Raw genomic sequence first — 20,118 nt, forward strand, 5'->3', positions numbered from 1 at the left:
ATGTTCAGACGATCGGGGCCACCGCCATTTCGTCGAAGGACGAGATGCGGTGCTGCGCTTCGTAACCGGGCATATTAGCGGTTCCCGGATGAACACGTCCGGGGCGCAGGATCTGCACCGTTTGCCAACCCATCAGTCGCGGCGCGATGAAATCCTTGGCCGCGTTGTCGGCGATATAGACGAGGTCGCACCCGCGAAACGACGTCCGGCTCTCAATGTATTCGAAGGCGCGCGAATGCGGCTTTGAAAACTCCTTGCCCCATTCTCCCGTCACGACGATTTGATCGATCGTGTCGCTGAGGCCCAGCGCACCGATCTTGGCGGATTGCGTCACTCTCGGCCCATCCGTGATTAAGCCGGTCATCCTCCCGTCCATTCTCGACAGGAAGCGCGCGGCGTCGGCGCATACCGCAATCTCTGGCGTATGCGCGCGGTACGCGGCGACCAGTTCGTCGATCAGTCCCGGGGTGGTGACAACACCGCATTTCGCAAGCGCAAGGTTGAAGATGTTGCCCCTGTTGCCCCAATCGAGCAGGGCGCCGCATTCCTCGGCAAAGCGAGCCCCGCCGACCCGTTCGCCGAAGTCGCGCGAAAGCGAGCGGAACGCACTCCTGGCGAAGTCCTTCTCTAGGTAAAGCGTATCGTCGAGGTCGAAAACGAAAACCCTGGCCGCGATCTCGATCACAAAAACACCGCCGCGTCGTAGCGCAACATGGTGACGCCCTCTTTCCAGTCGCTTTCCTGCCAGGAAGGCGGTTCCGCCAATCCCGGCTGATCGATCCCTACCAGCAGCCGTTCGGCGAAGCGTCCGCCGGCCTTGTCTGCCAGGGGATAGCCACCGCCGAACCGCGCGTTGATCTCGAAGACGCGCGGGCCGTGCCGCTTGTCGTCGATCAACTGGAAACACATCGCCCCCTCGCCCCCGGGCAACGCATCGACGAGCTTTTCGGCAATCTCCTGGATATCCGCCCGGCGAACGGTGATGCCTTTCTCGACTTCGCCGGCACGCACCGAAAGCCGTTTATGCGGAATTGCGGTTCGCAGCTTTCCTTGCTCATCGACGAAGATGTTGACCGTGTATTCATCGCCGTCGAGCAATTGCTGAACGATCATCGGTTCGTCGTAATGCTCCGCGATCGCGTTGGCGTCTTCAAGGACGGCAATGCCCCGGCTGGCGCTTCCACCTGATGGCTTGATGAAGGCGGGCCATTCCCAGTCATGCGGAGTGCGTTTAACCTCCCGCACCTTTCCGGTCCGGGGAACCGGCACGCCCCCTCGTTGTAGAACCTCAATGGTTCTCGCCTTGTCGCGCACGATCTCGATCGTTTCCGGTTCGCTGACATGCACCTTTGTTCCGGCAGCTGCAAAACGCTCTTTGGCAAAGGCGAGGGGGTAGAGCTCGGGATCGATCGTCGGGATCAGAAGATCGATATCGTATTGCGTGCAGTAATCGAGAAGGATGTCGACATATTCCGGCGCATCGCAGCGCGGAACGCGGGCGGAGTGGTCGGCATAGTGACATGCTGCGCTGAGGTCCGGGTAAAGATCGCAGGCGTGGGTCGTCATACCGCGACCGAGTTGCCGACCCGCTCTTGCAAAGCACTCGATCAGCTCGACGCGACGGCCCGCCGAGGTGAAGAGAATCGACAGGGGTCTGGCATTCATCGCAGCGCGCGCCCCTCGTCTATAGCGCGAACCCGGCCAAGGGTCGTCGCAATGCAGGCCCTGGCCCAGACGCGCGCGGAAAAATTATGCTGCGCCGACACGGACTTTCTCACCGGCAACAACGACCAGAAGCGTTAGTGCGAGTATTTTCAAATCAAGCAGCGGGCCGCGATTGTCGATATACCATAGATCGAGTTCGACCTTCTGGTCGAGCGAGAGGAGAGTGTTGCCATTGACCTGAGACCAGCCGGTAAGGCCCGGCTTGACGGCGCATCTCCTGCGGCCCCGGAGACCGAGATCCGAGATGGTCGAAGGCAGCAGCGGTCGCGGCCCGACCCAAGTCATCTCGCCTCGAACGATGTTCAAAAGACCAGGCAACTCATCGAGGCGCGTGCGGCGCAGGAACTTGCCCAAAGCGGTGATGCGCTGCGCGTCGGGGAGCGGTTGGCCACCCGGGTCGCGCAGGTCGCGCATGGAACGAAACTTGAGCAGCTCGAACGGAACCGTCGCTTTGCCCGCGCGATACTGGCTGAACATCACCGGTCGGCCATGTACGGCGAGACATACCGACCATAGTACGAGGAGGAGGGGCACGAGCGCTATCAGGAGAAGAAGCGCGGCTATACGCGACACCAGGTCGATCACGACTGTCGCTCCACACATGCCCAGCTCCCGCCCATCGCCCGCAATCGCCCGGTGCTACCGCTAATTCGCTGCATCGCTTTTCGCAAAGGGCGGCACAGCGCCGAACATTCTCGCGATCCGCTCGCGCACCGAGAGCTTACCCGGCACGTTACCGCTGAAATAGTCGGCCGTATCATAGTAGAACTGGATGGAATCTCCATACTTGCGCCGCGCATGCTCGGCGTAGTCGACCTGGTTGTAGATGCAGCCGGCAACATTGCCGCTGCCTAACATCTCGACGGTAGCGCGCAGCTGCTCGGTCGTGGTCGTGCCCCATTTGGCGACGAGCAGAGTATCGTCGGTGTAATCGCACATCGAGCGGGCATCGCGCACGGCGAGAACCGCAGGAGCGTTGACGATCACGAGATCGAAGCGCGACTTCAGCTCGAGCACGAGCTGGCTGAAGCGCGACGAACCGAGAATGGCGGCGGGCTCCGCTACAGGTTGAGAGGCGCTGAGCAACATGAAGCGGCTTACCATATCGTCGATATCGTCGGAGATGATGAGGTCGCTGCCGGTGTCTTCCGCTTCGGCGTCCGGCGCCGCCAAGGCGTGCAGGTCGACTTTTCCGCGGACCACATCCATGAGCTCGGGCGCCTCGATATTGGACTGGATGTCCTGCAATATCCCCGAACGCCGCAGATCGAGATCTAGGATCACTGCACGCTTGCCCATGGCGACCGCGGCGGCGGCAACGGTTAGGGCGACCACCGACTTTCCGTCGCCGGGCAAAGGCGAGGTTACCAGAACGCTTTGCGACCGATCGAGCGGCGTCAGGGAACGTATCTCGGCATAAATGGAACGCGCGACCTCCGAGAACAACGATTGCGGCTGGGTGAAGACGGGTTGCTGGCGCAGCTCGGGGGAAATGCCGCTTTCCAGCGAGGGCAGCATACCGAAGACCCGCAGGCCGAAATATTTCCTGATCTGGGCCACGGTGCGCAGACGATCGTCGAGCACGTCGATCGTGAAGGCCAGCATCATCGCCAGAATGCTCGCACCAATCAACGCCACCGCGGTGACCTTGATCGGCGAAGGCGAGATGCGTTCGCCGCTGGGAATGGCGGGGGAGATGATGTTGGAAGACACGCCCTCGACCAGTTTCTCCGATTGCACGCTAGTGATCTGGTCGGCGATTTCCGCGACTGCAGCCGCCGAGGTCGTTGCCTCTCTCTCGAGTTGCTCGAGAAGCGGCGTATTCGCGGCGTTCTCGTAGGCGCGCGACGTTAGCGACGAGACGACCGCCTGCAACTGGCCGGCGCGCGCGGCATCTCGCGAAGCTTCGGCGCGTGCCATTTCGCGCATTCGTGCCGATTCCGCATCGGACTGCGCCTGCGCGGCCTGCTGTGCTGCCCGCTCAGCGCGGGCGAGGTCGGCGCGAACGGTCTGCAACTCGGTCTGCACCCGCGCGAGTTCGGGATAACCCGAGCCGTAGGTTTGCGAAAGCCGTCCAAGCTCGGCGCTCAACTGCGCTTCCTGCCGCTGCAATTGCTGTACTGCGGCCGAGGTCGCGCCCGCCGTCGAGCTGATCGTCGCTGCGCGGGCAACCCCGGCGCTGCGTGCGGCCGAGCCTGAACCCATGGCCGCGGCCGAAGCGGCTTCCCCGGCAATCCGATTGATCTGAGCCAGATCCTCGGCCCCGCCGGCGCCGACGAGCATCCGATTGTTCACCCGAAAGTCTGCGAGTTCTTCGGCTGCCGCCACCGCACGGGTCATACGCTGATCGCGCTCGGCACCAAGTTCGTCGAGCAGTTGCTGTCGACGCTCCGAGCTGCGCGCACGCTTGCTGTCGCGCACCGCCTCGGGAAACGAATTCGCGATCCGCGCGGCAAGTTGGGGCGATCGCGCTACGGCGGAGAGTTCGATCAAGTCCGAGCCATCCTCCGACTGAACGCTCGTCATTCCTAGCAGGGTCGATATGGCCGCTCCCATGCGGCGGCCCTCGTCCTTCGGTGGCGAGCCGCCCATCTCGCGCAAGAAAACGGGATCGTCTAAAAGTCCCAGGTTCTGCACCACCTTCTGCGCGGCACCGCGTGAACGGTAGAGCTTGCTCTCATTGGCGATACGCTGCGTGTTTCGCGCGAGCACGTCCGCCTGGTTGGTGCCGGTCGCATCGATGAGCTCGACCTGAATGTTCACGGTCGAGCGATAGAGGTTGGGCGAGAGCAATTGCCACAGCAACGTGCCAAGCGTCACGGCGGCGATTATCGAAAGCACGAGCGTCCGGTGCCGCTCGAACGTGCGGATCAAATCATGCAGGCCGAAGCGTTCGGACGGATCGTCGGCGGGTGTAGGGGCCGGTTGCGGCGTAAGATAGGTGCGGCGCTGCGTCGGAAAGCCCTCTCCCGGCTGATTGAGGGCGACTTCATTCACCGTTCTCTCCCTTGTCAGCGGCGCAGCCGGTCTGCGTCTCACAATTCTCAACCGTCGAAGTTTAGGGGAGAGCGGCAGGGTGCTTCAAAGGCTATTGAGGGCAATAGGCCTCTCTTTCGACTAACCCTTTTGGTGGATGTTCGCAGCGGCAGCCTCGATGCCCCAGCGATCCTTCCAGACCTCGAACATTATGAGCGTCCACAAATGCTGCCCCCAATTGCGTTTGCCGGACAGATGTTCCGACCAGCGTCGTTCGATCAGACGGTGATCGAACAGTCCCCCTCTCGCGATCCGATCCGGCGACAACATGTCGCCCGCGAATTGGCGAAGGGGGCCCCTGAGCCAGTCGTTCAACGGGACGGAAAACCCCTGCTTCGGGCGATCGAATAGCTCGCGAGGTACGTGCTTTTCGAGGATACGGCGGAGCGCGATCTTGCCGGCGCCCTCGCTCGAGACCCGTAAAGCGTCGGGCATTCGCCACGCCATCGCGAAGACCCGATGATCGAGCAGCGGCGATCGGACCTCGAGACTTTCCGCCATGGATGCGCGGTCGACCTTTACCAGCACATCGTCCGGCATGTACGCGATCGTATCGAGATACATGAGCGTCGCCAGGTGATCGAGACCCTCCGGAACGACGGCACTGCCATAGGCGCACGGCGTATTCCTGCGCGCCATCAAGAACAGTTCCCCTGGGTGCCATTGCGAGATGAATTCGCGGTACCGATCGCGAAAGGTCCCCTGCCGCAGGACCTCAGCGAGCTTGCCAATCCGATCGGCGGTGAGCTCTTCGCGCATCCTCTTCGGCAGAAGTTGCCCTGCGAACCCCAACCCGCGATCGAACAGACCGGTCGGCACTGCGCTGACCAGTTCCGGTAGAAAGGACGGGACCTTCCGGGCGAGCTTCTCCATTTGCAACATCATCGCGTAGCGCGAGTATCCCCCCAGGATTTCGTCGCCTCCATCGCCGGAAAGGACGACCGTCACGTGCTCGCGCGCCAAGCGCGAGACCAGCAGTGTCGGCAGCTGCGAAGGGTCGGCTAGCGGCTCGTCGAAAACGCGTGGAAGTTCCTGCACCGCATCGAGCGCCGCCTGAGGGGTCAGCGTCAGTTCGAGATGCTCGGTGCCGAGGTGGCGTGCAATTTCGGCGGCGAAATCCGCTTCGTTGAAACGCTCTTCGCCAAAACGGATTGTGAGCGTTCGGGGCTTTTGGCGGGTGAGCGCCGCCGTTTTCGCTGCGATCAGCGAGGAATCGATCCCCCCGGACAGGAACACGCCCAGCGGAACGTCCGCGACGAGCCGCTCCTCGATTGCCGTTTCCAGCGTTCGCTCGAATTGCTCCAGCGCTTCGGTTTCGTCTTCGATGCGGGTTTCGATACCATTGGCGACGATGTCGTAGGCGCTCCAATAGGAATGCACGCGTTTCAGCAACTCCGCCGTGGAAGCGGGCGGCTGGTCCACCGGCAGGGTGAGCGAAGAACCGGGCGGAAGCTTAACGACGCCCTCGAATATGGAGCGCGGCGAGGGGACGTAACCGTAACGCATGTAGAGGCCGAGCGCTTCGAGATCGAGCGGAGGCGTATCGAAATGCGGATTGGCGAGCAGCGCCTTGAGTTCCGAACCGAAGACGAGCGTGTCCTTTGCAAGACCGATATAGAGCGGCTTCTTGCCCAGCCGGTCGCGAACGAAAGTGATCTCGCGCGTTTGTCGATCGAAGATGGCTATGGCAAACATGCCGGCAAATTGCGCGATCGCCTGCCCGATCCCGCCGCGTTCGATCAGGGCGAGCAGAACTTCGGTGTCGGAATGCCCTCTAAAACAAACGCCGACCTGTTCGAGCCGCTTGCGAGCATCGAGGAAACCGTAGATTTCCCCATTGAAGACAATGGTGTAACGCCCGCTTGCAGAGTGCATGGGCTGCGCTCCGGCTTCGGAGACATCGATGACCGCCAGCCGCCTGTGACCCAGAGCCACGCGCCCATCCTCGTCCACCCAGGCACCCTGCGCGTCCGGGCCGCGATGGACCAGACTGTCCACCATCGGACCCAGAGCCCTATGTGACGACGCCTTGCCCGGCGGACGATAGCTGACGAAACCGGCGATCCCGCACATGCAGTCACGCGTCCAGGAAGCGATGATAGGCGTCGAAAATACGCGGCAGCGAGTAATTCTCTTCGATCCGCCGCCGCGCGGCTTCGGCCTTGCCGCGATACGTTCGCGGGGAGGCATTGGCGAAATCGACGATCCCTTTGGCCAACGCCGTCGCATCCCCTGGGGCGCAAACCACTCCGGTTTCTCCGACGATATCCGCAGCGTCGCCGACATCCGTCGCGACGACCGGCTTGCCATAGCTCATCGCCTCGGCGACGACATTCGGGAACCCCTCGGTGCGCGAAGACAGGACGAGCACATCGATCTCGCGGTAGAACCGCGCCATGTCGTCAAGTTGTCCCATCAGTTCGACCCGGTCCGCTCCCACACCCGCGGCAGCCATCAACCCCCGAACCTCCGGATTGTCCGGCGTCATGCCCTTGCCTGCCACGTGAAAGCGCAACTCCGGCCGTTCGCGCGTGGCAAGCGCCGCAGCCTTGAAAAAGACCGGATAGTCCTTTTGCGGATGGAAGCGACCGGCGATGCCGAAGATGCGCGCCGGACCGGCGGACATTTGCCGCGCACGGGAGGGCAGCTCGAACCCGTTGGGGATGACGACCGAATTGGAGTTGGCGTAGCCACAGCGCTCATGCTGGGTTTTCGAGCGGGCCGAATTGTAGATGATGCCGGCGGGCGAGCGCGCCATCAGACGGCAGGCGGATAGCGCCATTCGTGTGCCTCGCGTGAACGCTGCCGGGTCTTCCAGCGCCTGCCGGACCGTCCAGTAGAAGGGTGTAGCTGTAAGCCGCCCGGCAATCGCTCCCGCAGCCATCGCGTGATACATCCAGCACAGCATCGCGCGCGGTTGCTCGGCCCGGACAATCGCGATCAATCTGGAAAGTGCCGCTGGGATGGCGAATGCCGAATGCATGTCGAGTTCGTTAAATTCGACCTTCGGATTGTCGACGAGCCTGCGCATCTGCGAGGACACCCCGATCAGGGAGATAACGACGACACGCCGACACGTGGATGAACGAAGGAGCCGGGCAAGCATCGTTTGCGCCCCTTCGGCCGACGTGAAATCGGTAATTACGTGAATGAGCGTGTCTTTCTGCCGCGCGCCCGCTACACTTCCCGCCCGTAGACCCGGCTTGACGCAGGGCGCGGCGTCTCGCGGCATGCTCGTGGTCGGCTGAGCCTCTTTCACGCCGATCCCGCCTCGCCCATTGTGCCGCACCTGTAGGACAGGCGGAAAGCAAGCTCGAGACAGACGACGGTAATCGCAGCGAAAGCGATATGGGCGTAATTTGCACCGATCGCTCCCACATCCGGGATCAGTACCAAGGCAGTGGCGAAGAACGCCCCGGTGGCCACTACGGCGATCTTGAGCACCAGTTGGGGATGGTTCATCGCAAGCAGGGTCGAACGGGCAGGCGCGCCTATCATGATCAGCAGGACGGCAACCAGCTGGCTGAGGAGAAGCGGATATACGAGTTCGAAGCCGCTTCCGAACAGCCATTCGACCCCTTTGGGACCCAGGAAAGCAACGACCATGATGATGCTCAGCCCGATCGCACCCAATGCAAACTGGACCTTGGCCTTAACCGAGCGGACGTCTTGAAACCGGTCTCGGGCCCACATTCGCGACAGATCCGGATAGATGACCGCCTGGACATGCGCGGCGACCTGCTGGGCGACTTTCGCGAAACGCTTGGCGATGTGGTAGAAACCGGCCGCCGCGGGGCCCGCAAAGGCGCCGACGAGAAGCGTATCCATCTCATGGGTTAGCGTGCGTAGCGCGCTCGACGCATTGGTGGACCAGGCGAACCCCATGAAACCCGGAAAGCGCAAAAGCAGTCCCTTGGTGCCCGCCTGCAACGGATTGGCAACGCCCAGAGTCTTGAGCGCCCGGGCGGCGAGCACCGCGAACACGCCGGTATTGAACACCTGCGCAATCGTCCAGGCGGCTAGAAAGATTTCCAGCGGTGCGCCTAAGGCCCAGGCTGCGCCCGCCATCATGAGCCGTAGAACCGCGGAAAACAGCTGAAAATAGGCCAGCGCCCTGAATTGGTTCGCGAGCCGCAACGCTGCGGTGGGAACGCCGCTGATATTGAGAGCGATGGCCGGCGCGAAGATGGCGAGAAGATAGAAATCGGTTTGTTCGAGGCCGACCAGCGGCAGGACGAAGAAGCCTCCAACCAGCATCACCGCTGCGGCGAGAAGAGCGCAGCAGATATCGAGGATGAGGCCGAGGAGGAACAGCTGCGCCATCGCCTCGGGATTTTCTTCGATATCCCTCTGCGTGCCGAACCGGATAAGCGGTTGCCAGCTTTCGAAGCGGATGAGGCGCTCGCAGATCCTGCCGATGGTCAGCACGATGGCGAGAATTCCGTAGGCTTCGGGGCCAAGCGCTCTTGCAGCGACAACCGTGCTCAGGGCCATCACCGCTGCAACCGCGAAACTGCCGGTCATGAGATGAGCGATGCTGCCGAGCCTCGACATGATGACGCCGCGATTGCCGCGCAGCGGTGCAGCTGTCGCCAGATCGTCGAGGGTCACGACGCATACGCTGGCCGGCGCCAGCGTTGATCGGATATCGGGCGCCGTGCGAATGTGACGGCAAGAGCGATCAGGACCGGCAATATCCACATGCGCGAATACATGTGCGGGACCGATAGTGTGTAGATGTTGAACACCACGACGACGGCAAGGATCATCGCGCCTTCGCTGCGACTTCGCGATACCGCCACGAATGCGGCGACGACCATCGTCAGCAGCAGTATGACGGCGCCTGTGAAAGCGAGGATACCGCCCTCGTTCCAGATCAGAAGATGGAATTCGTGAACGGGCGCACCGTGCAGGCTGACCTCGCGAAATTGATCGACCCCCAGCCCGACGAAAATGTTGTCATCGGCCATGGCCCACGCCTCTTCAACCAATGCCGAACGACCGGTGAAAGTCCCCGCACTGTCGAGGTCGCCGCTCGTCAATGCGCCAGCTACTCGGTTTTCGAAAGCCACCGGAAGAGGAAGGCCGGAGGCAAGAAACAGGGCCGAGACGATCCCAGCCAGAAACGCTGCGCGAACGAACAAGCCGATACCCGAGACCGCGAGGTAGATGCCGAGTGCGATCACGGCCGCGGAAAACCCGGTAAACGAACCGCTCGCCAGCAGGCCCCAAATCAGGAGTATCCCGCACAGAAGGCCGATGCCCAACGGAATGATCCGCTCGCGGACACAGTATAGGAGCATGGGAATCGCATAGGCGATCATCGCTCCGTTCGGGTTCGGTTCGCCCGTCATCGCACCTAGCCGACCATTTCCGGTCAAAAAACCGGGCCCCAGCAAGTCCTTCGTGTCGGAATAGTCGAACAACAGGCTGGCCGTTATGCCGATGAGCTGGGATATCGCGATGCCAAGGACGAAGAGGGCGGGAAGCATGCGGGTGAGCGACGCCCGTTGCCCCATCAGTATCATCGGTAAGAGCAGGAACGCGAAGAGATATTGAGCCCCGACCACGAGCCAGCGATCGACGCTGCCATTGGCGAGGCTGCCGATCAGCAGGCCCAGAAGCATCAATCCCAACCCGAGTATCCAGTAGACTGTCAGCTCGCCGAACGGCTCCTTGTCGACCTCGCCGCGGTAGAACATCGCGATCATGACGGTTGCGAGCAGGGTGTCGTTCAATGTGAAATTGAGATCGCCGAAGCGCAGCAGCGACCAGCCGCAGAGGAAGGCCGCGAGGAAAAGAGTAATCCTTAAGAGACGATGGAGCGGGCTCGCAGGGAAGGCCGCTTCGGCCATCGGGATCGTCTCGAACAAGCGATCGCTTCGCTCGCGAGTGTCCAGCATCGACCGGCCGGGAAAATCGCGATCGGATCCCATCAGCAAAGGCCGCGGTTCGCTCATGATCCGATGTGTGCCAGCAGCAATACCATCCCACAATCGGCTATCCGTCCAGCACGCAGCGCATTCGGGCTATGCGAACCTCACAGGAATGGGCGGTGCGGATATACCAATGAGACCTTGCCGGACACGGCCCCCGATGGGAGATTTCGACCTTGCGCGAAGCGGAGTGTTGCAGTGCCGCAAAGGAAATTGAAGGTCATATACATTGCGGGCTATGGTCGGAGTGGAACGACCCTGCTGGACATAGCGCTCGGCCAACAGCCTGGTGTGTTTGCCGCCGGCGAAGTCACCGCTCTCCCCCGTCATGTCTGGAAGAACCGCGAGTTCTGTGCCTGCCACCAGCGAGCCGATGCCTGCGCCTTCTGGGGCCCGATGGTCCGGTCGTGGCTGAAGGACAGGCCGGCAGGGGCGATGGAGGGTTACGGCAGGCGGTTGGCCCGTTCGGAATGGCTCGTCGATCCGCGGCGATGGTTCTGGCGCTTCGGGCTGAGCCGCAACGCACGCGCCTATCGCGAGGAAACCTCCGACCTCTTCGGAAAGATCGCAGAAACTTCCGGCGCCTCGACCATCGTCGATTCCTCCAAACTGCCGGGACGCGCTTCGGTGCTCATGTCGATCGGGAACATCGAGCTTTATGTCGTCCACGTCGTGCGCGACGGACGCGGCGTCTGCTGGTCGATGATGAAACCCTACAAGCGTTCCGTCGAGGCGGGGCTTCAGAAGGAAACACGGCCGAAGTCCCTGTGGCAGACTGCATTTCGATGGTTCACGGTTAATCTTGGGGCGGAAATCGTGCGTCTGCGGCTCCCGCGAAAGCGCAGCATGCGGGTTCGCTACGAAGATTTCGTCGTCGATCCGGCAGCGACGGTCAAATCCATCATGCAGCTTGTCGGTATCGATTACACCGCGCCTCGCCATGGTGCGGATGTAATCAAGCCGCAACATCAGATCGCCGGCAATCGCCGCCGGATGGACGAGGAGATCGTCATTAGCAAGGACATCGGATGGACGGCGAACATGCCGCGTGCCGCTCAATCGATGTTCGGCGCGCTGACCGCGCCGCTGCTGCTAAGATACGGCTATCTGAGGTCACCGCCTCATCAGCCCTCGCGCGGGCGCAGCAGCGATCGAAAAATCGTCGAAGAGGTAACCTAATGCGATGGTTGGTCGAATTGCACCGTAGGCGACCGGGATGAACGCTGCGGGTTTTGCTCTGCCGGGCAGGCGACCGGATGAAGCCCTGACGCTCAGGCAGCGGGTCACGGTCTGCTATCCGTTTGCCGGCGACGCCATTGGAGGAAGCCACTTCTCCGTCCGCGGACTGCTGAGCGATCTCGATCCGGAGCGATACCGCGTGCTCGTCGTGCCCGAAGTTCCCGGCGGGAAAATCGCCGAGCATTTCGCAGACTTCGAGCTTCTTACCGATCCCGCCGGCGCGACCGTTCCCTTCGTTCCCGGCGAGAAGTTCAATCCCTCGAAGTTCGTCAGCGCCCTTGCCGGACTGAGCAAGCGGGCGCGCTTCTTGCGTCGGCACGACGTCGATATCGTTCATTCGAACGACGGGCGAACCCATGCGACCTGGTCGTTGGCCGCTCGTCTCGCAGGGGCTCGGTTGGTCTGGCATCACCGCGCCGATCCCGATGCACTAGGGCTCAATCTGCTGGCGCCACTTGTCGCCAGCAAGGTGCTGACCGTCTCCACCTTTTCCCTTCCCAAGGCGCGGTTCTGGAGCGCTGCGAACAAGGCCGAGGTGGTGTTCAGTCCGTTCGACACGGATATCGAAGTCGACCGGACCGCCGCCCGGCGCAAAATCCTGGAAAGCGCAGGAGTCCCCGACGAGGCGCTGCTTCTCGGCATCTTCGGCAATTTCGTGCCGCGCAAGCGACCGCTCTTGTTCGTCGACATGATTGCCGAGCTTCGTTCGCGCCTAGATCGCCCGATTTTTGGCTTGATGTTCGGGAAGGCCAATGTCCCCGAAATGGATCGCCGGCTGCGCGACCATATCGCGCACAGGGAAATGCAGGATGCGGTCAGGCTGATGGGTTTTCGCTCACCCGGCCATGAATGGATCGCGGGCTGCGATCAGCTCATCGTGCCGGCGGTGGGAGAACCGCTCGGTCGCACCTTGGTCGAAGCCATGCTGGTCGGCACCCCCGTCATCGCGACACGATCCGGTGGAAATGGCGAGGCGCTTGCCGGCGATACCGGGGTGCTGGTCGAACCGAAAAGCGCGGCGGCGCTGGCCGACGGGGTCGAACGTCTTGTGGCAGAGCCGCGCGCGGCGCAGGAAATGGTGAAGCGCGCGCGGATCTCGGCGCGCCAGCGGTTCGGGAGAAAGCGGCACGCCGTATCGGTCATGCGGGTCTATGACGAATTGCTCGGCCGTCAGCCAGCGCTCGTCTAGAGACGCAGCCGCGCGCCGACACTCACCGAAAGCCGGTCGAACACCTGTGTCGGATCGTCGCTGCTGCGATCGGCGACCAGCGCCTGCGCGATAAAGGACAGTCGCCGGTTGACGAGATATTCGAGCGCGGCATCTGCACGAAGGATCCGCTCTTCGATGCCGGTCCCGATAAAGCGATTTCGCGTATAGCTCACTCCGGCGCGGCCATAGAAATTGTGCCTCATCTCGACCTGACCGGTCAGCGAAACGCTCGTATCCGTACGCGCCTGAGCTCCGCTGCGGAAGGTTGCGACATCGCCGTTAAATGCTTCCAGGATCAGGGCGGTGCGGCGAGTGGGGAGGTATATGAGCGACACATTGGCGGAAAATCCGGTGCGCGGATCGAGGCCTGGATCGGATGGGTCGAAGCGGAAGAACCCGAACCGAGCCCGGCCGCGCAGACGTTCGCTCTCGGCGAAGCTGAGGCCGAGCTGCGCGCCATAGGTCGTCGCATCGCGATCGGGTTCGAGCAGGGTCCGCTCGAGGCGGAAGTCGCGATAATTCGTAAAGCCCGTCAACGTCGCATAAACCGGTCCGCTCACGCGATATCCGATCGTCGCGCTGCCGGCATAAGTTTTGAAATCACGATCGTCGTCCAGCGGCGAGATCGCGTCGATATCGCTGAATGCCCCTTCCAACGCCAGTAGAACGCGGCCCCCGGTGCGGCTGAAATCCGCGTTTGCATAAATATTGTCGAACAACCGGGGGCCGGGACCTGCAAGATCGCGCGCTTCGGGATCACCGCGATTTTCCTTCTGGCGTGCATATCCCACATCGCCTGTAAGACGGGTGCCGACATTGGGGCTGTAGGCGGCCACCCCCCTCACGCCGTAGGTATCGGAATCTTCCGTGATAAAGTCGGCAAAGCGCGAAAACTCGCCGAAGCCCTCCAGTTCGAACAACAGGGTGTCATCTCCGATGCGCGCCGCCATCTCCGGTCGCACGATGAATTCGAGGTCTTCCACTTCCGAACCGTCCGGGCTCGCGATTACATTGTCGTCGTAAGTCGCCGTGGCGAGGACTTGGGGGGAGAGGCGAACGGCACCGATGGTCAGGGGATCGATACGGTATTCCGGATCGTCGCCGGCGACCAACGGCGCGATGGTGGTCTGGGCATCGGCACCGACCGGCGAAAGCGCCAGCATACCGCAGGCCGTACCGGCGAGGATGGACCGGCGAACATCTTTCACGCGCATCAGAACCAGCGCTCATACACACGGATGCGATCGCCGGGCATAACCACGCTGTCTTCGCTCGCGACCGCCGTCATTGAGCGATCGCCGACCATCCTGGTGACGGCAACTTCGCCGGTCTTGGCGCGGTATGTGTAGCCCCCCGCCATCGATACCGCTGCAAACACGGTCATGCCCTGACGAAAGGCATATTCGCCCGGCTGGCGGACTTCGCCAAGAATGTAGATCGGTCGAAGCTCGAGCGGCTGAACCGTCACATTGGGAGCCTTTACGACATCTGCCGCAATCAATTGCGCGGCAATGGCGTTTTGCACTTCGACATAGGATTGACCCGAGACCCGGAGCTGATTGATGAGCGGCAGCGAAATCACGCCGGTTTCGTCGACGATATACTCGCCCGACATCGGTTCGACTTCCTGTACGGCGATCGCGATCCTGTCGCCCGGGGCAAGTCTGATCTCGGCCACTCCCACGTTCTCGAGCGGTGGGAGATCTTCAATCCCGGTGGTGCAACCGCCCGTCGCGGCGAGGCAGATTGCTGCCGTCAAAGCAGCCACTTTTCCTTTGAGCCTCATGATGGGCATTCCCTCCTTCGCATTCTGTTCCACTTCGAACCGTCGACGCACCGCGATCCAGGTCCGATGAAGGTCCGCCGGTCGCCGGACTGGCCGAACGCTACCTTTTCCTAACCATCGCCGCCTGCTGCTGCCTGTTGTTACGGCACTGCGTACGCGTCGGCTATCTCGGCGAGACGACGCCCGAAATAAGCGGTTTGATCAGGCGTAAGGGTGTGATCGACCTGAAACATCATCGTTTCGCAGCCAAGCCGACGGGCGTTGGGCAGGTCTGCGTCCTGCTTGAGGTCCATATTCTCGAACGCGGCCTCCTTGCTCATGTCCGGGCAGGAGCCGCTGCCGCACATGATGCCTTCGAACATCAGGGCGGTGACGACGTCCGAACGAGACATGTCTGCCGGAAGGCGGGAAAGGTCGAGACGTACATAGACCTTGTAATATGCGTGGTTCGCACCGTCCGGGAGCACCAGAGGCAGGACGACCGGGCTGTTGCAGGCTTCCGCGAGAAAGGCTTCGGCGTTGCTGCGTCGTTGCGCCAGCCATTCGTCGAGCTTGGACAACTGCTTGCGACCGATCGCGGCCTGCATCTCCGTCATCCGGAAATTGCTGCCGAACCCGTCATGCAGATAACGAAATTCACCTGCCTGCGCGCCGGAAGGCTCTCGCAGGCGCAGCGGATCCTTGCCATGATCCTTGTAGGCCCAGGCGGCGCGCCAGACCGCTTCCTCCTTAATCGTCACCATGCCGCCTTCGCCGCCGGTCGACATGATCTTGTCGGTGCAGAACGAGAAGGCGGCGGCATCGCCGAACGAGCCGACCGTGCGCCCGTTCCAGGACGCCCCATGTGCCTGTGCGCAATCCTCGATCAGGTGCAGATTGCGGTCCGATGCGATCTTGCAAAGTCGGTCCATGTCGCATGGCTGCCCGGCTAGATGGACGCAGATTATGCCGCGCGTGGCGTTTCCCGCGAGCCTTTCGACAGACACCGGATCGATATTCTGCGTGTCGAGCTCGACATCGGCGAAGACCGGCCTGGCGCCCACCGCGACGACCGCGCTCGTGGTGGCGAAGAAACTGCGCGCAGGCACGATCACTTCGTCACCCGGGCCGATGCCGAGCGCACGCAGGGCCAGCTCTATCGCCACGGTACCGTTGCTGACAGCTATAGCGTGGGGTACGCCGATATAGTGAGCGAACTCCGCCTCGAAGGCGCGGTTTTCCCGTCCGTGCACAAGCGCGTTCACCTTACCGGACCGAAGCACTTTCGCCGCCGCTTCGATCTCGTCGTCATCGTGCCGGGGCCATAGCGACTTGGTGGCCGCGAGGGGCCGGACTTCCCTGACCCGGGCAAGGGTCTCGGCGCTATCGATCTGTCCCATCGGTTCAGCCCTCCTCGACCGATAGGAACTTGCGTCCCCAGAAGGTTCTCGAATTGGCGACGAAGCCCGCGAGGGTGGGCGAACTGCTCGGGAGCGTGGTGAGGTGATGCGTAATGCGGCAGACCTCGTCGTCGTTCCCCTTCTCGATCTCGCGCCCGATCTGCTCGATCGCGCGGTTGATCAGCGGCAACGGCACGGGATGCGACTGCGCCTCGAAGATGCCGGGTATCGAGGATTCCTGCTGGCGCTCGCATCCGTCGAACAATTCCTCGAACAGCTTTTCGCCGGGCCGTAGACCGGTGAACTTGATGTCGATATCGACGTCGGGTTCGAGCCCGTGAAGTTGGATCATACGCTTGGCCAGCTCGACGATTTTGACCGGCTCGCCCATGTCCAAAACCATGATTCGCCCACGCGGCGTGCCGTCCTGCAGGGCGCGCGAGCTGCTTTGAAGGATCAGCTGCACGGCTTCGCGAACGGTCATGAAGAAGCGCTTGATTTCCGGGTGGGTCACCGTCAGCGGCCCGCCGGCGAGAATTTGGCTTTTGAAGAGCGGCACGACCGAACCCGACGACCCCAACACATTGCCGAACCGGGTGGTCATGAACCGCGGTGCATCCGGATCGTCGATCCCGCATAGATCGAGCGACTGCGCGTACAATTCTCCGACGCGCTTGCTCGCGCCCATGATGCCGACCGGGTTCACCGCCTTGTCCGTGCTGACCTGCACCATCGCCCGCGCGCCGAATTCGCACACGGCATCGGCGATATTCTTCGTCCCGATGATGTTGGTGTGCGCCCCGGCGCACGGGTTGGCCTCGGCGATGGGCACGTGTTTGATCGCTGCGGCGTGAAAGACGATCTGCGGCTCGTGACGTTCGAAGACGCGCCTCACTTCTGCGAAATTCCTAACATCGCACAGCGAGATCGCGATCGACAGATTGGGAAATGCCTCGCGCACCTGGCGCTCGATCGTGTACAGGTTGAACTCGCAGTGATCGAGCAGGACGAGCCTGCCCGGAGCGAACGCCGCAAGCTGCCGGGCCAGTTCGGAGCCGATGGTGCCGCCCGCCCCTGTGACGAGGATCGTCTCGCCCGCAACCTGCTTCGAGATTGCGGCGTCGCGCAGCTCGAATTCTCTCCTGCCGAGCAGCTCCGCAGGGGTCAGGCGATCGGCCTTCGAGCTGTTCGAATGTCCCAGCAAATGCCCCCAATCATCGCCGACCCGTTTGATATCGATCCCGAGATCGCGGGCTCGGCGAGTGATGGAGGCAACGTCGCGGGGGCTGAGATTGACCGCGTCGTCGCAAAAGATGACAGTGTCAGGCCGCCGATCGCGTTCCTCCAGCGCGACCACTGCCGAAAGGAGATTTTCGGGAAAACCAAGCACGGGAACGCCGCGAAGTTGCAGGATGGGACCGTCCGCCTCCGGCAGCAGGATTCCGACCACTGCAATCGGCGAATTGTGATCGGCCCGCGCGATCCTGATGACCGATTCGACCCAGTCGGCGCGTCCGACCAGCACCACCTTCTCGCGATCGGCCAAGCTGGCCGCCGCCTTATCGCGCGAAAGAAGGACGTGGGGCATATGCGCGAGCGCCCGCCGCGCCAGGCGCATCACCTGCATGATTAGCAGAGACAGGCAGAAGTGAAGGACGCAGAGCGACCAGAATTCGGCGGCGTCGGTTGGCTCGAACGTCACCCAGATCGCCGTCCAGATCAGGGCGATGACGGCGCCGATATTCAATCCCAGGACGAAACAATCGGTAATCGAAGTGAACCGCCAATTGCGCTTGTAAAGTCCGGTCATCAAGAGGACGAACACGCCGATCACGCTGGCGCCGACGGCGAATAACGGCACGGTGATGAAGCTCGTTTGCCCCGCAATGTCGTCTCGCAGAAATGGCAGCAGCCACAGGATCGAGCCAGCGATCGCAGCGAAATCAAGGATCATCACGCCTGTGAGGCGAAGGACCTTTCGCCACGCGAATGCCGAAGCGAAACCGAAGCGGGCAGCCATGAAGCGCGATAGCCTGGTGAGGCGACCGGACATGCTTCCCGCCATACTGCCCCGAGCCGCGATGCCGGGTGTTTCGGGGCCGATCTCTTCGCCGGCATTCGAATTTCCCCGACCTGCCTCGCCCGCGCGGTCCGCAGTCAAATCACCATCGCCTGTGTTCGATTGCACCATTCCGGAGCTTTCCCCCTTGCAAAGCCGAAACCATGGACCCAGCATCGTCTGGATATCGGCTCGCCACACTTGGCGCACTTGCGCATCGTAGCATCAGCCATAAGGGCCTGTGCCGAGAGCTTCGCGCTCCATCGGGACATCGCAATTTCACCAAAGGGATAGGGTTCGCGCTCTCAGAAGGGTGCCCCCCTAACCCGGCGCACCGGCCCGTTCTTCTCCAAGTTTGAACCGGTCCGACTTTTGCCTGATCGACCAAATACAATTTTCATTGCGTCCCATATGCGGGCAAGACGAAACGCGGAACTTGCCCGGGGATTACCGGTAAGAGCGGGCAGAGCGTGAGGAGGGACAAGGTTTGAAAGTTGTCGTACTTTCCAGCTTGGCCTTTTCCCTTGTCAATTTTCGCGGCAGACTGCTCGAAGAAATGCGGCTCGCCGGCCACGAAGTCGTTGCGGTCGCACCCGATGACGATCCGCGCGTGCGGGCAAAGCTTGCCGAGATCGGCGTGCGCTTTCGAACGGTGTCCATGGCACGGACGGGCATCAACGTGTTCGCGGATATCGGCACAATTCATGCGCTTGTCTCGTTGCTTCGAACGGAGAGACCCGACGCGGTGGTCGCATATACGCAAAAGCCCATCATTTACGGGGGCATCGCCTGCCGGATCGCGGGCATCGATCGTTTTTATGCGCTGATGTCCGGCCTAGGATACCTTTTCAGCGAAGCGGCATCGAACCGGCGGTTGCTCAGGAGGATTTTCTGCCAACTCTACCGCGCCGGATTGAAGCGAGCCCGGCGGATATTCGTCTTCAATTCCGACGACCGGGCAGACATGATCGCGGCCGGAATTGTAAATCCAGATGCGCCCGTCGTCGAAGTCCCCGGTTCCGGCGTCGATCTCGATCGATTTCAACGAGCGCCGCTCCCGGAAGGAGCCATTCATTTCTTGATGATCGGTCGATTGATGCGGGACAAGGGTGTGTGGGAGTATGCACAGGCAGCCGCAATGATCGCCGCGCACCACCCCGCTGTCCGCTTCAGCCTGATCGGGCGCGTCGAACAGAGCAATCCTACGGGGCTCGAGGAGGCGGACCTCGCGAGGCTCAAGCAGGAATCTCCCGTCGACGTCATTGATGAAACCGACGACATACCGGCCTACCTCGCGAGGTCACATGTCTTCGTTCTGCCGACCTATTACAGGGAGGGTTTGCCCAGAACGATCCTTGAAGCCCTCGCCGTGGGCCGCCCGGTCATCACTACCGATACGCCGGGTTGCCGCGACGCCGTTAGGCAAAGCGAAAACGGGTTCCTCGTCCCACCTCGCGACGCGGGCGCCTTGGCGGAGGCGATGCGCACTCTGATATCGAACCGGGAACTCATCCAGCAGATGAGCCAAAAGTCGCGCCTGCTGGCCGAAACCGTCTACGATGTGAGGAAGGTCAACGCGCTCCTGATGAAAGAGATGGGCCTTCGAGGGCCATGTCGGACGGCGAGCGACAGCGAAGTGTCGTCCGCGGGCCATACCCTGCGCGCTGCCCCCCAAACGCCGCGGGCGGTGTGATCAAATGAGAATAGCACTCGTCGGGGCAGTGGAAGGGAGCCTTTGGGCCCTTCGC

15 protein-coding genes are annotated in these 20,118 nt (G+C 62.0%); 3 read left to right on the top strand and 12 right to left on the bottom strand.

Features of this window, described 5'->3' with window-relative positions; genetic code table 11:
- Positions 1-4: 4 nt before the first annotated feature.
- The 8 genes from V2I30_RS12065 to V2I30_RS12100 all read right to left on the bottom strand — a co-directional run bounded on the left by V2I30_RS12065 (position 5) and on the right by V2I30_RS12100 (position 10,634).
- Positions 5-685, bottom strand: a complete 681-nt coding sequence (locus V2I30_RS12065; protein ID WP_330662423.1) for an HAD family hydrolase — start codon at positions 683-685, stop codon at positions 5-7.
- Complete coding sequence (locus tag V2I30_RS12070) at positions 682-1,665, bottom strand: ATP-grasp domain-containing protein (protein ID WP_330662424.1); 984 nt, start codon at positions 1,663-1,665, stop codon at positions 682-684. Before V2I30_RS12070 ends, V2I30_RS12065 begins: the two co-directional genes overlap by 4 nt.
- Before the next feature lie 84 nt (positions 1,666-1,749).
- Positions 1,750-2,310 carry a sugar transferase gene (locus V2I30_RS12075; protein WP_330662425.1) on the bottom strand — a complete coding sequence of 187 codons (561 nt, stop codon included), beginning with the start codon at positions 2,308-2,310 and terminating at the stop codon, positions 1,750-1,752.
- Between the two features lie 60 nt (positions 2,311-2,370).
- The gene (locus V2I30_RS12080) at positions 2,371-4,722 is read right to left on the bottom strand and encodes a GumC family protein (protein ID WP_330662426.1); all 2,352 of its coding nucleotides are present in this window, start codon (positions 4,720-4,722) and stop codon (positions 2,371-2,373) included.
- A 120-nt stretch (positions 4,723-4,842) separates the two neighbouring features.
- Positions 4,843-6,951 (bottom strand): asparagine synthase (glutamine-hydrolyzing), encoded by a 2,109-nt coding sequence (gene asnB, locus V2I30_RS12085; RefSeq protein ID WP_330662427.1) that lies wholly within the window; start codon positions 6,949-6,951, stop codon positions 4,843-4,845.
- Positions 6,839-7,993: a glycosyltransferase gene (locus V2I30_RS12090; RefSeq protein WP_442896935.1), complete on the bottom strand. Its 1,155-nt coding sequence runs from the start codon at positions 7,991-7,993 to the stop codon at positions 6,839-6,841. Before V2I30_RS12090 ends, asnB begins: the two co-directional genes overlap by 113 nt.
- Before the next feature lie 23 nt (positions 7,994-8,016).
- Complete coding sequence (locus V2I30_RS12095) at positions 8,017-9,372, bottom strand: lipopolysaccharide biosynthesis protein (RefSeq protein WP_330662429.1); 1,356 nt, start codon at positions 9,370-9,372, stop codon at positions 8,017-8,019.
- Positions 9,369-10,634, bottom strand: coding sequence for an O-antigen ligase family protein (locus V2I30_RS12100; protein ID WP_330662430.1), 1,266 nt, complete (start codon positions 10,632-10,634; stop codon positions 9,369-9,371). The genes V2I30_RS12095 and V2I30_RS12100 overlap by 4 nt, the downstream gene beginning before the upstream one ends.
- Here V2I30_RS12100 and V2I30_RS12105 point away from each other — a divergent pair.
- Entirely contained in the window at positions 10,581-11,876 is a 1,296-nt protein-coding gene (locus V2I30_RS12105) for a sulfotransferase (RefSeq protein ID WP_330662431.1), read from the top strand. The genes V2I30_RS12100 and V2I30_RS12105 overlap by 54 nt on opposite strands.
- Positions 11,877-11,913: 37 nt before the next feature.
- Positions 11,914-13,125, top strand: a complete 1,212-nt coding sequence (locus V2I30_RS12110) for a glycosyltransferase family 4 protein (protein ID WP_330662432.1) — start codon at positions 11,914-11,916, stop codon at positions 13,123-13,125.
- Here V2I30_RS12110 and V2I30_RS12115 read toward each other — a convergent pair.
- The 4 genes from V2I30_RS12115 to V2I30_RS12130 form a co-directional block, all read right to left on the bottom strand.
- Positions 13,122-14,360, bottom strand: coding sequence for an outer membrane beta-barrel protein (locus V2I30_RS12115; protein WP_330662433.1), 1,239 nt, complete (start codon positions 14,358-14,360; stop codon positions 13,122-13,124). The two genes, V2I30_RS12110 and V2I30_RS12115, sit on opposite strands and share 4 nt — an antisense overlap.
- Positions 14,360-14,914, bottom strand: coding sequence for a polysaccharide biosynthesis/export family protein (locus V2I30_RS12120; protein ID WP_330662434.1), 555 nt, complete (start codon positions 14,912-14,914; stop codon positions 14,360-14,362). Before V2I30_RS12120 ends, V2I30_RS12115 begins: the two co-directional genes overlap by 1 nt.
- A 158-nt stretch (positions 14,915-15,072) precedes the next feature.
- Complete coding sequence (locus V2I30_RS12125; RefSeq protein ID WP_330662435.1) at positions 15,073-16,311, bottom strand: DegT/DnrJ/EryC1/StrS family aminotransferase; 1,239 nt, start codon at positions 16,309-16,311, stop codon at positions 15,073-15,075.
- Between the two features lie 4 nt (positions 16,312-16,315).
- The gene (locus V2I30_RS12130) at positions 16,316-18,265 is read right to left on the bottom strand and encodes a polysaccharide biosynthesis protein (RefSeq protein WP_330662436.1); all 1,950 of its coding nucleotides are present in this window, start codon (positions 18,263-18,265) and stop codon (positions 16,316-16,318) included.
- Between the two features lie 592 nt (positions 18,266-18,857).
- Between V2I30_RS12130 and V2I30_RS12135 the strand changes: the two genes are divergently transcribed.
- Positions 18,858-20,063: a glycosyltransferase family 4 protein gene (locus V2I30_RS12135; protein WP_330662437.1), complete on the top strand. Its 1,206-nt coding sequence runs from the start codon at positions 18,858-18,860 to the stop codon at positions 20,061-20,063.
- Positions 20,064-20,118 lie beyond the last annotated feature (55 nt).

The sequence above is a fragment of the Erythrobacter sp. genome (assembly GCF_036351135.1).
Taxonomy (GTDB): domain Bacteria; phylum Pseudomonadota; class Alphaproteobacteria; order Sphingomonadales; family Sphingomonadaceae; genus Erythrobacter.